The sequence below is a fragment of the Halomonas sp. BN3-1 genome, from assembly GCF_003056325.1.
Lineage (GTDB): Bacteria > Pseudomonadota > Gammaproteobacteria > Pseudomonadales > Halomonadaceae > Halomonas > Halomonas litopenaei.
On the sequence record NZ_PYVV01000005.1, the window covers coordinates 42,654 to 56,810 of the forward strand.

Annotated in this window: 12 protein-coding genes; 11 read left to right on the top strand and 1 reads right to left on the bottom strand. The window is 64.0% G+C overall.

What is annotated here, in order from left to right:
- Positions 1-102 precede the first annotated feature (102 nt).
- From C9F12_RS08410 to fucP, 4 genes are all read left to right on the top strand, one after another.
- Positions 103-1,377 (top strand): FliC/FljB family flagellin, encoded by a 1,275-nt coding sequence (locus tag C9F12_RS08410; protein WP_108448571.1) that lies wholly within the window; start codon positions 103-105, stop codon positions 1,375-1,377.
- A gap of 227 nt (positions 1,378-1,604) precedes the next feature.
- Positions 1,605-4,079 carry a flagellin gene (locus C9F12_RS08415; protein ID WP_108448572.1) on the top strand — a complete coding sequence of 825 codons (2,475 nt, stop codon included), beginning with the start codon at positions 1,605-1,607 and terminating at the stop codon, positions 4,077-4,079.
- A gap of 58 nt (positions 4,080-4,137) precedes the next feature.
- The gene (locus tag C9F12_RS08420) at positions 4,138-4,329 is read left to right on the top strand and encodes a hypothetical protein (protein ID WP_108448573.1); all 192 of its coding nucleotides are present in this window, start codon (positions 4,138-4,140) and stop codon (positions 4,327-4,329) included.
- A 540-nt stretch (positions 4,330-4,869) separates the two neighbouring features.
- Positions 4,870-6,216 carry an L-fucose:H+ symporter permease gene (gene fucP / locus C9F12_RS08425; RefSeq protein WP_205254649.1) on the top strand — a complete coding sequence of 449 codons (1,347 nt, stop codon included), beginning with the start codon at positions 4,870-4,872 and terminating at the stop codon, positions 6,214-6,216.
- A gap of 27 nt (positions 6,217-6,243) precedes the next feature.
- Here the strand turns inward: fucP and C9F12_RS08430 are convergent, their stop codons facing one another.
- Complete coding sequence (locus tag C9F12_RS08430) at positions 6,244-6,972, bottom strand: FadR/GntR family transcriptional regulator (RefSeq protein WP_162816418.1); 729 nt, start codon at positions 6,970-6,972, stop codon at positions 6,244-6,246.
- 98 nt (positions 6,973-7,070) lie between these two features.
- Between C9F12_RS08430 and C9F12_RS08435 the strand changes: the two genes are divergently transcribed.
- The 7 genes from C9F12_RS08435 to C9F12_RS08465 all read left to right on the top strand — a co-directional run bounded on the left by C9F12_RS08435 (position 7,071) and on the right by C9F12_RS08465 (position 14,144).
- Positions 7,071-8,393, top strand: coding sequence for an L-fuconate dehydratase (locus tag C9F12_RS08435; RefSeq protein WP_108448574.1), 1,323 nt, complete (start codon positions 7,071-7,073; stop codon positions 8,391-8,393).
- Positions 8,390-8,824: an RbsD/FucU family protein gene (locus C9F12_RS08440; protein WP_108448575.1), complete on the top strand. Its 435-nt coding sequence runs from the start codon at positions 8,390-8,392 to the stop codon at positions 8,822-8,824. Before C9F12_RS08435 ends, C9F12_RS08440 begins: the two co-directional genes overlap by 4 nt.
- Complete coding sequence (locus tag C9F12_RS08445) at positions 8,824-9,615, top strand: amidohydrolase family protein (protein WP_108448576.1); 792 nt, start codon at positions 8,824-8,826, stop codon at positions 9,613-9,615. The genes C9F12_RS08440 and C9F12_RS08445 overlap by 1 nt, the downstream gene beginning before the upstream one ends.
- A complete protein-coding gene (locus C9F12_RS08450) occupies positions 9,612-10,610 on the top strand; it encodes an aldo/keto reductase (protein WP_108448577.1) in 999 nt (332 codons plus the stop codon). Before C9F12_RS08445 ends, C9F12_RS08450 begins: the two co-directional genes overlap by 4 nt.
- Positions 10,607-11,458: a fumarylacetoacetate hydrolase family protein gene (locus C9F12_RS08455; RefSeq protein WP_108448578.1), complete on the top strand. Its 852-nt coding sequence runs from the start codon at positions 10,607-10,609 to the stop codon at positions 11,456-11,458. The genes C9F12_RS08450 and C9F12_RS08455 overlap by 4 nt, the downstream gene beginning before the upstream one ends.
- A 3-nt stretch (positions 11,459-11,461) precedes the next feature.
- Positions 11,462-12,208 carry an SDR family oxidoreductase gene (locus C9F12_RS08460; RefSeq protein WP_108448579.1) on the top strand — a complete coding sequence of 249 codons (747 nt, stop codon included), beginning with the start codon at positions 11,462-11,464 and terminating at the stop codon, positions 12,206-12,208.
- Positions 12,209-12,341: 133 nt separating this feature from the next.
- Complete coding sequence (locus C9F12_RS08465) at positions 12,342-14,144, top strand: EAL domain-containing protein (protein ID WP_162816419.1); 1,803 nt, start codon at positions 12,342-12,344, stop codon at positions 14,142-14,144.
- The last annotated feature ends 13 nt before the right edge of the window (positions 14,145-14,157 follow it).

The window sequence follows — 14,157 nt, forward strand, 5'->3', positions numbered from 1 at the left end:
TGGGCTGGATTCCGATATAGAGGGTAACGGCCAACGGCGCCGTTGCGGCAGACCCCCGATGGTCCGCCAATGGAGCCCAACCCTTTAAGGAAGGATGACACCATGTCCGTGATCAATACCAATATCACTTCCATGATTGGTCAGCAGAACCTCAACGCGTCCCAGAGTGCCCTGACCACCTCCATGGAGCGTCTATCCTCCGGCCTGCGTATCAACAGCGCCAAGGACGACGCCGCCGGTCAGGCCATCGCCAACCGCATGTCCTCACAGATCACCGGTCTGTCCCAGGCCCAGCGTAACGCCAACGACGGTATCTCCGTCGCCCAGACCGCCGAAGGCGCGTTGAACCAGGTCAACGACAACCTGCAGCGTGTGCGTGAGTTGACCGTTCAGGCGCAGAACGATACCAACTCGGCTGATGACCTGACTTCCATCCAGAAAGAAATCGACCAGCGGCTACAAGAGATCAATCGTATCTCGGACGAGACCAGCTTCAACGGGGTTAAGGTACTCAAGGAAGAACAGACTCTGTCGATCCAGGTCGGTGCCAACGACGATGAAACTATCGAGATAGACCTTCAGTCGATTAATGCTGATACCTTGGAAATGAAAGGCTTTAGCGTCGAGAAAGGCATTGACGAAAGCAAGGTGGCCAGTGCGGCAACGAGTGCGACAGTTGCAACAGCTATCGACCATAGTGGTACAGATGTATCGAGCATCGCATCCGATGCTGTCATTGGCTCAATCTCCGCGGGGGATAATGGCAAGTATTATGCCAATGTGACCAGCTCTACCAGTTCAGGCAAGGACGGCAAGTATGAGGTCGATGTCGCCGAGGACGGCTCTGTGAGTCTGGTGGATGCAACTGCCGACTCTACTACTGGTGTAACGCTGTCAGCTGCGACGGATCTTGGTGATGGTGGCGTCGCTTTTACTGGCGAGGATAAGGATAAGGTACATGCCTATACCGGTAGTGAAACAGGCGCACCGGCGTATGTGATCAAGGATCAGGACGACGACGGCAATGACGTCTACTATGAGGCCAAGGTGGCAGACGACGGCGCGGTGACCCGCGGCAACAAGCTTGCTACCTCTCTACCCACTGAGGATCCCCTGGCCACCATCGACAATGCCTTGAATCAGGTCGATACCCTGCGCTCGGACCTTGGTGCCATCCAGAACCGCTTCGAGTCGGCGATCACCAACCTGTCTACCACTACCACCAACCTGTCCGCTGCTCGTTCGCGTATCGAAGACGCCGACTACGCGGTGGAAGTGGCCAACATGACCCGTGCTCAGATCCTGCAGCAGGCCGGTACCTCGGTGCTGGCTCAGGCCAACCAGGTGCCGCAGGGCGTGCTGTCCCTGCTGGGCTAAGACGACCTTCCAGCCAAAGGCGACTCTGAGCCTGGAGGAGGGTGGTTGCTCCTCTCTGGCTCAGTCAAGATGCCCCCTTACAGAACCGGCCCCTTTGAGGGCCGGTTTTTTTCTGCCATTTATGCATCTAAAAGTTAGCATACAAAATTTTACGCAAATAACTTAAAGCCTTCTTCGATGGTGGCCGATACCTAGGGTAATACGCCCACGTCAAGGAAGATGCTGGCATGACCGTCATCAATACCAACCTGTTGTCGCTCAAGGCTCAGCAGCAGAGCACTCGCTCTCATTCTCAGTTGAGTACGACGCTGGATCGGCTGTCGTCGGGACTAAGGGTGAACAGCGCAAAGGATGACGCAGCGGCTCAGGCGATCGCCAATCGGTTCGAAGCGCAAAAGGTGGGTATTGGCCAAGGCGCCAGGAACGCCAACGATGGCATCTCCATGTCGCAGACCGCCCAAGGGGTACTGAGCAGCATCAATGACAAGCTCCAGCGCATTCGTGACCTGACCGTGCAGGGCTTGAATGGAACGAATCAGAACACGGATAGCGATGCGATCCAGGCGGAGATCAATCAGAACCTCATGGAGATCGATCGACTGGCTGCGTCTGCCGAGTACAATGGCATTCCCTTGCTCGACGGCAGCGCTGGTGACGTCCAGTTGCAGGTGGGCGCCAACGACGGGGAGGTGCTGAACCTCGATTTGAATCCGCCAGGCTTCAGCGTCGCGGCCCTTGGCCTGGAAGATTTCAATGTGGCGGGCGATCCTGGCAGTGTCACCCCTCGCGACACCCTGGTGGGTCAGGCGAAGGACATCCTGGTCGACCACCCCTCGACCAGCGTGACCTATCCCGACGGCGCCGAGGCAGGGTTCTACCAGCTTCCCGACAGCTCCGAAAAAAATGGCTACTACGTCAGTATGGGAGGTGGAGACTTTGCCTTTGTCGACTGGCAAGCCACCCATGAGACGGCGACCGATCATAGCGACCTGACCATCTCCAACCCCCGGGAGATGTATCAGCCAGGTGCATTCGCGGCTCAGCCGATATCGGGATTGGCCGATAACCAGAGGCTGGTGAGCATTGAGCCCGATGGTGAATCCAGGACGTACTACATCGAAGACAATATTGATGGAGCGCTTTTTTACCGGAAAGCGGGTTTTAGCGTCGACTTTGACCAGGCTGGAGGCGTTGTCACCACGGTAGTGCCGGAAGGTGACTATCTCGATGGCGGTGACTATTATACGTCGAGTGACAAGGTACTGGACTATACCCTGGCGGATTACGATTCGCTGAGTTTTCCGGATGCTCCCGGCGGCGGATCGTCTCAGGTGGTCAAGGGTATTGATGACGCAGGCAACACCCATTATTACGTCAAGAGCAATGTGTCCGGCGATGTATCCTATTTTGCCGTGGACGATGCCAATACCCGTCTATCGTTGTCGGTGGACGAACTCGTTGGTCCGCCGGGCGGTACCGGGCATAGCGTGACCGAAGCTATTGAAGTTGATGGCGAGACGTATGCCGTCAGTGACTTCGATAGCCTGACGTTTTCAGGTATGGGACCGGGTGAGCGTGACTCCGCCGAAATATTCAGCTTCGCGGATGAAGACGGGGCAGACGGCTACTATGTGAGGACGGGAGAAGCAGGGTCGTACAAGTACTATGACATCACCCGTGCCTCTTCCGAATTGTCTATCAGTAGCGATAGCCAGGCCTACGCCGGAGTCGACCTCTTCCAGCAGGCCGGTAGCGGCGCTGTCATTGACACGGATATCGATAGGGCACCAGGGCTAGGCAGTATTGCTTCGGGGGCCGGTGACTTCCCCAGTGGGTTGGGCGTAGACGACGCGGAACTGGTGCAGAGAACCGACGATGGTTCCTGGGTCATTCGTGGCAAGATGGACAGCGGCGAGGGTTTTGGCTTCTACGACGCCGGTGTCGAATTCAAGCTGGATTCGAGCGGTGCCCTGACAGGTTATCGCGCGACCACCACGCAGAATGATCCCACCGTCCTGGGTGCTGCGGATCAAGTGGTGGAGAAGGTCTATGGCACCTCGACCGTCACCATCGATCCGCGCAATGTTTCTGTCGAATATACCGATGCCGAAGGGCGCGTCTACGAGGAGGTCCTTCGGGAAGGCGAAGACGGCAACTATTATTTCGAGTTGCCGGGAGAAAGCTCACTGCTTGGCGGATACAAGACCGCGACCCTGGTCGACTTCGATCAAAATGGCGAGATCATTCTCCGTACCGAGAACGGCAACAGTGAGGTGGTGGTCTACTATCCGACCGACCTTGAAGGTGGGGTCAACCGGTCATTCTTCGTCGAGACAGATGGGGACGGCGAAAGCGACGATGGCGTGCCCCATACGACCTTGAGAATCCAGGAGGCGGGCGAAGATTTCCGTATCCAGATGCCTCGCAATCCCCTGGCCGCCGTCGACCGGGCGATCGGCATGGTCGATGCCAAGCGCAGCCACCTGGGCGCGGTGGACAATCGGCTATCTTCCGTCATCGAAGGCAATGACATGATGGAGACCAACCTGGCTAGCGCTCAGTCCCGATTGATTGACGCGGACTACGCACAAGAGACGGCCAAGATGGTAAAGCTGCAGATCATTCAGCAGGCGGGGCAAAGCATTCTGGCCCAGGCCAACGTTGTGCCCGAGGTCGCGCTGGCGCTGCTTGGTGATGGGTGATCTGTCCATATGGATAACGACAACTGGCTGCTCAAGCTGATGGCTATAGGGGTGTTGCATGAAAGAGGGCGAGCAAAAGGTCGTCATCGACGAGCTGCAGCGTCTGATCGACGAGGTCAAGTGCACCATCGCACGCTTCGAAGCCAGCGGCATGGACACCAGGATGCCTGATGACTATGACAGGCTGTTGTCTATTCTGGGGGATGCCGTGAAACAACAGCGCCAGCATGTGTTGGCGATGCTTGCCTAGTGCAGGAGCCGAGGCGGTGAGGTTGTCGCCATCTCTGCGACTCGACCGGTTCCCTGACACCCTGCGTTATTCCCCTGCATTTCTGGTAATTTGCCTCTTCCGCCTCTCGCGTCTTCCCCACCTCCGTCATAACTCCCCTCCGCCATAACTCCCCAGCTCTCCAGCGCCCCTCTCTTGCCGACCTGTCTACTCCACCCCTGCTCTGTACGCCTGCTGGCATGCGCGCGTGATGTCTTCTTTGTGGATCGGCGAGCTATTCATCGTATCTATCTCTCGCGAAGGTCAGTAGGCGAACCTAAGCCATTCGCCTGGCGCCCCTGATGCTGCTTCTGTCTTGAGTTTTTTCTGCTCCACGTCGCAGCGACAAAAATCAACTAAAACAGTTTATTGCAATAATTTCTTCCGCGCCTCCTAAGACGTTTGTCTTGCTTCTCATTCCTTGTATTCACGTGGCACCTCGACTAGCTTCTCCCTCACTAGCAAAATTCATCTGATCAATTGTCTCGATAACCGCATACAAATACATTCAAGGAGTCACTTGTGGATGCATCCTCTACCGCGGCGGCTGAGCAACAGTCGGCGCCGGAAAAGTTCTCTTTTCTGCACAGGGGCATGACCTTGCCCTTTGTGCTTATCGTCACCTGCTTTGCCGCCTGGGGGCTCGCCGGCAATCTGACCGACCCCCTGGTGTCGGTGTTCGGCTCGGTGTTCTCGATGAGCGCGCTGCAGGCGTCGCTGGTGCAGTTCGCCTACTACGGCGCCTATTTTGCCCTGGCGATCCCGGCGGCCTGGATCAATTCGCGCCTGGGCTACAAGGGTGGCGTGCTGATCGGCCTCCTGCTGGCGGCCACCGGCGGGCTTCTGTTCATGCCGGCCTCCCAGATGATGACCTACTCGATGTTCCTGGTGGCGCTGTTCACTCTGGCGGCGGGGCTGTCGATCCTCGAAACGTCTGCCAATCCCTACGTGATGGCGATGGGCCCGCGTGAGAACGCCACACGGCGGCTGAATTTCGCCCAGTCCTTCAACCCGGTGGGGTCGAACCTGGGGGTGCTGCTGGCCGCGGTGTTTATCCTGCCCCACGTCAATCCGGCCACCGCCGAGCAGCGCGCCTCGCTGACTCAGGAGGCGCTGACCGAGATGCAGTCGGCGGAATTGCAGGCGGTGATGGGCCCCTATATCACTCTGGCGCTGGTCTATGTGGTGATCGCGATTGCCATCGCCATGGTGCGGGTGCCGCGCCACGAGGCGCTGATGGCGGACCGCAAGAGCGAGACGGTGGCGTTGTCGGGGAGTCGTCTCGGGCGGCTGGTGCGCAACCGTCGCTACGCCTTCGGGGTGGTGGCGCAGTTCTTCAACGTGGCCGCCCAGACCTGCACCTGGACCTTCACCATCCACTACGTGACCGAGGCGCTGGGCGTCGGCAGTGAAGAGGCCGGCTACTGGCTGCAGGCCTCCTTGCTGGTCTTCCTGGTGTCGCGCTTCGTCATGGTCGGGGTCATGGGTCGGGTGGACCCGCGCAAGCTGATGACCGGGATGTGCGTGCTCGGCGTCGCGCTATCGCTGGTGGCGGTGTTCAGCGGCAACCTGCTCGGCGCGGTGGCCCTGGTGCTGCTGAGCGCCTGTATCTCGCTGCTGTTCCCCACCATCTACGGCATCTCGCTGGAAGGGCTGGGGCAGGACACCAAGTACGGCGCCGCCGGCCTGGTGATGGCGATCGTCGGTGGTGCCCTGGTGCCGCTGGCCCAGGGCTGGCTGATCGATATCACCTCGGCCCAGACCAGCTACCTGGTGGTGGCGGTGTGCTTCGCGGTGATCGTGGCCTTCGGTCTCTATGTGCAGCGTCATCCGCGGCCCGAGACCAGCAACGAGGGTGATCTGGCCTGAGCTGGCGTCTCTTGAACTGGCAGCGCCTTAACGCGAATCGGGGGTGTCCCGCAGCACCACGGCGACCTGAGCGAGGTGAGTCTGCATGGCGGCATGGGCGCCCCTGGGGTCGCCGGCGACGACGGCATTGAGGATGGCCAGGTGTTCCTGGTGGGTGATGGCGATACGACCGCCGAGGTGGATCGATTGCCACAACCGCATCCGCAGGGTCGGCCGCGACAGTGCCTCGAGCAGGGCGACCAGCACGGGGTTGCGGGAAATCCTCGCCAGGCTGAGGTGGAACTCCAGGTCGGCGGCCATGGCACCTTCGTGGTCCAGCGCCTGGATGGCGGGCTCGGCCTCGGCCAGTACGGCCTTCAGGCGCTCGATGTCCTCGTCGGTTCGGCGCAGCGCCGCCACCGCCGCGGCCTCCACCTCCAGCGCCTGGCGCACATTGTGCAGGTCGCGGGACGAGGTCCCGGCCTGGATGCCCGCCCAGAACTCCAGGGGCTTCAGCAGCAGCCCCGGGTCCAGCGAGGTAACTGTGGTGCCGGAGCCCTGGCGGGTCTCGAGGATGCCCATGGCGACCAGCGCCCTGACCCCTTCACGCAGCGAGCTGCGCGAGACAGCGAAGCGGGTGGCGAGGATCGACTCGACGGGCAGGCGATCGCCGGAGGCGATTTCACCGGAGACGATCATCTCCTGGATGCCTTGCACCACCACCTCGTACTGGGAGGGGCGGCGTTGGTCGCTGTCGGACGGGGGCGGCGGCGTCATGGCAGGGGCTCCGGCTCGGAAGGGGTGATCGAATCCCGCCATTCTATCGAAAACTTCGGCAGCACTTTAATACATCTGATGAATCTGGAGGACGATACGTGTCCGTCATCACCTCAATCGAACTGGTGGATCTGCGTTTTCCCACCTCGGACAGCAGCGACGGCTCCGACGCGGTCAACAAGGACGCCGACTACTCGGCGGCCTATCTCAGGCTGGTCACCGATGACAGCGCGCTCTATGGGTGCGGCTTCACCTTCACCATCGGTCGCGGCAACGAGATCTGCCTGCAGGCCATGGAGGCCCTCGCCCAGCCGCTGGTCGGGCGGGACGTGGCCGAGGTCTGCCGGTCTCCGGGGGCGGTCTATCGTGAACTCGCGGCGGATTCGCAGCTTCGCTGGCTGGGCCCGGACAAGGGGGTGGTGCACCTGGCGCGGGCGGCGGTGATGAACGCCGTCTGGGACCTGGCGGCCCGGCATGCGGGAGTGCCGCTGTGGCGTCTGGTCTGCGAGATGGAGCCGGAGGTGCTCGTCGAGCAGTTGGATCTCAGCTACCTGGGTGACGTGCTGAGCGCCGAGGAGGCGGTGGCGATGCTCAAGGAACAGCGGCCCTTCCAGCAGGAGCGCATCGCCGAGCTGAGTGTGCAGGGCTTTCCCTGCTACACCACCTCGGCGGGGTGGCTCGGCTATTCGGACGAGAAGCTGGCCCGCCTGTGCCGGGAAGCGATGGACGAGGGCTACCGCCATATCAAGCTCAAGGTCGGCGCCAATCCCGAGGACGACGAGCGTCGCCTGGGGATCGCCCGCTCGGTGATCGGCCCCGACGTGGCGCTGATGATCGACGCCAACCAGATCTGGGAGGTGCCCGAGGCCATCGAGCGGGTCGAGGCGCTTTCCCATCACGACCTTCTGTGGATCGAGGAACCCACCAGCCCGGATGACGTACTGGGGCATCGCAGCATCGGCGATGGCGTGCGTCCGCTCGGCATCGGCGTCGCCACCGGCGAGCACGGCATGAACCGGGTGCTGTTCAAGCAGTTGCTGCAGGCCAACGCGGTCGACTACGTGCAGATCGACTCCTGCCGTCTTGCCAGCGTCAACGAGATCATCCCGGTGCTGCTGATGGCCAGGAAGTTCGGCAAGCCCGTCTGCCCCCACGCCGGCGGGGTGGGGCTGTGCGAGCTGGTCAATCATCTGGTGATGATCGACCATATCGCGGTGTCGGGGCCTGTGGACGGGCGGGTGGCCGAGTTCGTCGATCACCTGCACGAACACTTCGTCGACCCCTGCGTCGTGCGAGATGGCGCCTATACATTGCCGCGTGAGCCGGGGTATTCCGCCGAGATCAAGGCCGAGACGCTGGCGGCCTGGGCCTGGCCGAACGGCACCGAGTGGACCCGTCGGCGCCAGGCGGTGCCGGCATGATCCGCGGCCCGCTGCTCAATCCGCCATTGCTCGAGGGCCTGGCCGCCGCCGGACACGGCGCCAGGGTGCTGGTGGCCGACGCGCTCTATCCGCATGCGACCGGTGCGCCGCCAGCGGCGAGCCGGGTCTACCTCAACCTGTGCGAGGGCATGGTGCCGGTGTTGTCGGTGATGGAGACGCTGGCCCAGGCGGTGTTCGTGGAAGAGGTCACCTTCATGGCCGACGCCGAGGGCGGCGCCTCGGAATCGGTGGTCGAGTGCCGCCAGCGGCTGGCCGACCACCGCCATGGGGGAGGCCAGCAGATCGCCTGGTCGAGCCTGGATCGCTGGGCCTTCTATGACGCCTGCCGCGGACCTGAGGTGTGCCTGGTGGTGGCCACCGGCGAGTGCCGCCCCTACTCCAACTTTCTGCTGACCATAGGCGTTCCGTGATGATCGATACCCACCTTCACGTCTGGGACACCGGTGCGGTGCGGATTCCCTGGCTTGCCGATGCGGGCCTGCCCGCCAGGGCGCCGATTCCCGATGGCCAGGACCGCCGCTACGTGCTGGTCGAGGCAGACGCCCCGGACCCCGCCGAGGAAGCCGCCTGGCTGATCTCGCTGGCCGAGCGGGACCTGCGGGTCCACGGCGTGGTGGCGAGTGTCGCGCTGGAGCTTCCCCAGGCCGAGCGGGCGCTGGCGAGTCTGGCCGAGGTGCCCCAGGTGGTCGGCGTCAGACGCCTGCTGCAGGACCGCGAGCTGTTTGACTCGACCGCCCTGGTCGAGGGCCTGAAGCGTCTGGCCGACTGGGGCCTGCCCTTCGATGCCTGCGTCAGGGACCGGGAGCTGCCGCGCCTGCTGGCGTTGCTTGAACAAGTGCCGGAGCTGACGGTGGTGCTCGACCATATGGGCAAGCCGAACCCGCGTGATGGCGTCGCGTTAGAGGCCTGGCAGCGCAATCTGGCGCGCCTGGCCGAACTCGACAGGGTCCACTGCAAGCTGTCCGGGCTGCCGGCGGAGTGCCGCGACGCCGATGAGCTCGAGCGCCACGCCCCAGACATCGTCGACGTGGCGCTTGAGGCCTTCGGTGCCGAGCGCTGCCTGCTCGGCAGCGACAGCCCGATCAGCCAGGACCCGAAGGACTGGTGCGAGCGGGTGCTGGCGCGGGTGCCCGCAGAAAAGCGCCAGGCCGTTGCCGAGGACAACGCCTTGAACATCTATCACAGGAGGGATGCCCGATGACGACATCGCCGATCGCCAGCCGTCTGCCACCCAAGCTGCGCCGTGCCTTCGAAGGCCTCGGCGTCGGCGCGGCGCAGTTCGGCAACATGGGCAAGGTCACCCCCGAACAGGACGGCCTGGCCGCCGTGGATACCGCCTGGGAGCTGGGGCTGCGGTTTTACGACACGGCCCCGCACTACGGGCTCGGGCTGTCCGAGCAGCGCCTGGGCAAGGCGCTCAAGGGACGCTCGCCGGACGACTACGTCATCTCCACCAAGGTGGGGCGCCTGCTGGAGCCCAATCCTGCTCCGCAGGGCAGCGACGAGGCCAACGGCTTCCACGTGGCCGATGACCTGACCCGACGGCGTGACTACACCGCCGAGGGCGTCAGGCAGAGCCTGGAGGCCTCGCTTGCGCGCCTCGACATGGCGTCGGTGGACATCCTCTGGATCCATGACCCGGAAGAGCCCACGGACCGCTTCGAGGAAGCCCTGGCGGGGGCGGTCCCCGAGCTCGAACGCCTGCGCGAGCAGGGCCGGATCGCGGCCTGGGGCGTGGGCTCCAAGGACGCCGGCATGCTCAAGCGCTTCGTCGATCAGGCCAGGCCTGACCTGATCATGCTGGCCGGTCGCTACACCCTGCTGGAGCAGGAGCAGACAGGACTGATGAGCGCCTGCCTGGAACGCAAGGTCGGTGTGGTCGCCGTCGGCGCCTTCAATTCGGGCCTGCTGGCGCGTGACGAGCCTCCCGCCGATGCCTGTTACGAGTACGGCCAGGCACCGCAGGCGGTGCTCGAACGTGCCCGCGAACTCGCCGCAGTGGCGCGAGCCCACGGCGTCAGCCTGCCGGCGGCGGCGCTGGCCTTCCCGTGGCGCCACCCCGCCGTGGTCAACGTCATGGCCGGAATGCGCTCGCCTGAGCAGGTGAAGCGAAATCATGCACTGGCCTCGTGCGATATCCCCGAGGCCTTCTGGAACGAACTGCAGGCGCGAGGCCTGCTGAAGGAGAACACATGAAGCTGTTGCGCCGTGGAACGATGGGTAACGAGATGCCGCTGGTCGAGGTCGAAGGCGTGCTCTACGACGCCTCGCCGGTGGGCGACTTCGGGCCAGGCTTCTGGAAGGACAACGGCGTGGCGCGTCTTCGCCGGCTGCTGGACGCCGGACGGCTGACCGCCGTCGAGCTTGCCGACGAGGTGCGCCACGGCTCGCCGGTGGCGGCGGTGGGCTCGGTGATCTGTATCGGTCAGAACTACGCCGCCCACGCCGCCGAGTCCGGCGCCGAGCCGCCGAAGCAACCCATCGTCTTCTTCAAGACGCCCAACACCGTCGCCGGCCCCGACGATACCGTCACCATCGCGCGCGGTTCGGAAAAGACCGATTGGGAGGTCGAGCTCGCCATCGTGATCTGCAGCACCGCCAGCTACTGCGACTCGCTGGAGGAAGCGGCCAGTCATATCGGTGGCTATGTGCTCGCCAACGACCTGTCGGAGCGCAAGTTCCAGCTCGAGGTCTCCGGCGGCCAGTGGAGCAAGGGCAAGTGCAGCCCGGGCTATATGCCGCTGGGCCCCTGGATCGTGACCGCCGACGCCTTCGATCCCGCCAATGTGGGCCTGCGCTCCTGGGTCAACGGCGAGCCGCGCCAGGACTCCCGCACCTCGGACATGATCTTCGGCTGCGCCGAGATCGTACGTGATCTGTCGCAGTACATGCAGCTCGAGCCCGGCGACGTCATCTCTACCGGAACCCCCGAAGGGGTAGCGGTCTCGGGGCGCTTCGACTACCTCAAGCCGGGCGACGTGGTCGAGGTGGAGATCGACGGCCTGGGCCGCCAGCGTCAGACCTTTCGTGCCTGGGAGGGCTAATCCATGACAGCTCGATTCGAAGGACGGGTGGCCATCGTCACCGGCGGCGCCTCTGGCATCGGCGCGGCGATCGCCGACTGCCTGGCCGCTGAAGGCGCCCGCGTCGCCGTGCTGGATCGCGAAGATCCCGCCAATCAACACCACTGGGAAGCGTGCGATGTCGCCAGCAGCGAGCAGGTAGAGCGTGCGGTGGCGGCGGTCGCCAGTGCGTTGGGGCGTATCGATATCTTGGTCAACAACGCAGGCATCGGCGCCCAGGGCGATGTCGCGGGCAACCCGGATGAGGAGTGGGCGCGTGCCTGGGAGGTCAACGTCGCCGGCATGGCGCGGGTGTCTCGGGCGGCGCTGCCTCATCTGCGCGAGTCGGACGCCGCCGCCATCGTCAATATGGCGTCCATCGCCGCCACCGTGGGGATTCAGCAAAGGGCCCTGTACTCGGCGACCAAGGGCGCCGTGCTGGCCTTGACCAGAGCCATGGCGGCCGATCACCTGCAACAGGGCATTCGGGTCAACTGTGTCTCGCCCGGCACCGCGGATACCCCCTGGATCGGCCGCTTGCTTGCGCAGGCGCCTGACCCCGAGGCCGAGCGTGCGGCGCTGGAGGCCCGCCAGCCCCACGGACGGCTGGTCGCCGCCGCCGAGGTGGCCCAGGCGGTGGCCTATCTGGCCGATCCCGCCAATCGCTCGACGGTGGGGGTCTGCCTGCCGGTGGACGGTGGCATGGACGCCCTGCGCCTGCGTCCGCGCTAGCCCTGTTCATGTAAAAACCGCTCATCTCGGCCCTCAAGAGTACGCCGGCCTAGCCGATAGTGGTTATATTAGGTAATGCGCACCGCTTACCTCTATCTGGGCAGGGCTCATGGCTAAGGATCGATCAGCGGGCTTGGGCCCGACGACGCTGTTGCAGGCGGCCTCCGCCGGCAAGGTCGCCCATCACCCCTCGGTGGTGGCGGGGCTGGTGCTTGACCGCGCCCCGGTGGGGCTGGCGCTGATCGATGCCAACGACCGCCTGGTATGGGCCAACGCCGCGCTGACGGAGCTGGCCTGTCCCACCGGCGGCGAGCTGCAGGGCCGCAACCTCAACGAGCTGTTTCGCCCCTTCGTCAATCTGCTGGGGGAGCGGGGCAGCTACCATACCCTGTCACCCGGCGAGGACTGGCAGCAGGCCTGGCTTGCGGTGGATGACAGCGCCAGCGCCCGGCTGGGGCTGATGTCCTGCGTGGCCTTCGACCGAGGCGCCGATGCGGCTCTGGACAGCAGCACCGATCCGCTGATGTGGCTGGTCACCTTCGTCGATCTCGACGCCGACGCCGACGCGGTACTGGATCGCCGCCATGCCGATATCGGCAACGTGGCCAGTACCTGGATCTTCGAGGACCGCCTGTCCCACGCCTTCGATCGCGCCGACCGTCTGGGCCAGCGCCTGGGCGTGATGCTGATCGAACTGCATGGCCTGTCGCGCATCCTGGTGGACCATGGCGGCGAAATGGCGTCGCGGGTGTCGCGCCGGGCCGGACGCCGACTGGTCAACGTGCTGCGCCGGGAAGACAGCGTGGTGCAAGTCGATCGCGAACGCTGGGGGGTGCTACTCGAGCATCCCGTCACGCCGGAGACCCTGCAACTGGTGGCCGACCGCTGCCTCGAGGCGCTGGAACCGCCCTTTACCCTGTCCGGCTATCGGCCCGCCCTGATCGAGCCGCGTATCGGCATCGTCCTGTGCCCGGAAGACGGTGAGGAAGCCGGTGAGTTGCTGGCCCACGCCGAAAAGGCGCTGGAAGAGGCCGTGCCTGGTGGTTTCGCCTTTTACGACGGCAGCCTGCAGCGTCTGATGGAGCGCCAGCAGCGCTTCCGTCACGAGCTGCAGGAAGCGCTGATGTTCCCCGATCAGCAGTTTTACCTGGTGTATCAGCCCCAGTTCGATCTGATCACTCGGCGCTGCTGCGGGCTCGAGGCGCTGGTGCGCTGGCGCCATCCCCAGCGTGGCGAGGTGGCGCCGGCAGAATTTGTCGGGCTCGCCGCCGAGATGCAGCTGGTCGACCGGCTAGATCGCTGGGTGCTCAAGGAGGTAGTGGCCCAGCGCAGGCGCTGGCGCGAGTCCGGCTCCGAGCTGGGCGACTGGGATATCTCGGTGAACATTCACCACCACCTGCTGGATCAGGCCGGCTACGATGGCCGCGCCCTGGATCTCTACCTGCGTCAGCTATGCGAGTCTGGCGCGAAGGGGGAGGCGGCAGCACAGCACTCCCTCCACGAGTGCCTCGACTGGCTGTGCCTGGAGGTGGATGGGGCGGGGTTGTTCGAGGTGGGCCACCGCCAGTCCCACCTGTTAAGGCGAATCGTCGCCCTGGGCGTGCGACTCGGTATCGATGGGCTGGGCCGCTCCCCGGTGGATCTGTTCGGCATGGCCTCGCTGCCGGTGACCCAGGGCAAGCTGGGGCCGGAGACCCTCAAGACCCTGGCCGATCCCTCCACCAGCATGCGCCAGAGCGTGGCGGCTCTGATGCGCTGCCTCGAGACGCTGGAGTTCGTCGTGGTGGCGGTGGGGGTCGAGACCGCCGAACAGCTCGATACCATCAAGGCGCTGGGACTGGTCCGGATTCAGGGGCGTCTTGTCGGTGCGCCGCTGGAAAGCGAGGCCCTGGTGGACTGGGCGGCCTCCGGCGCGCATCCCGCGATAGCGATCTGAGCCAGGCATTGAT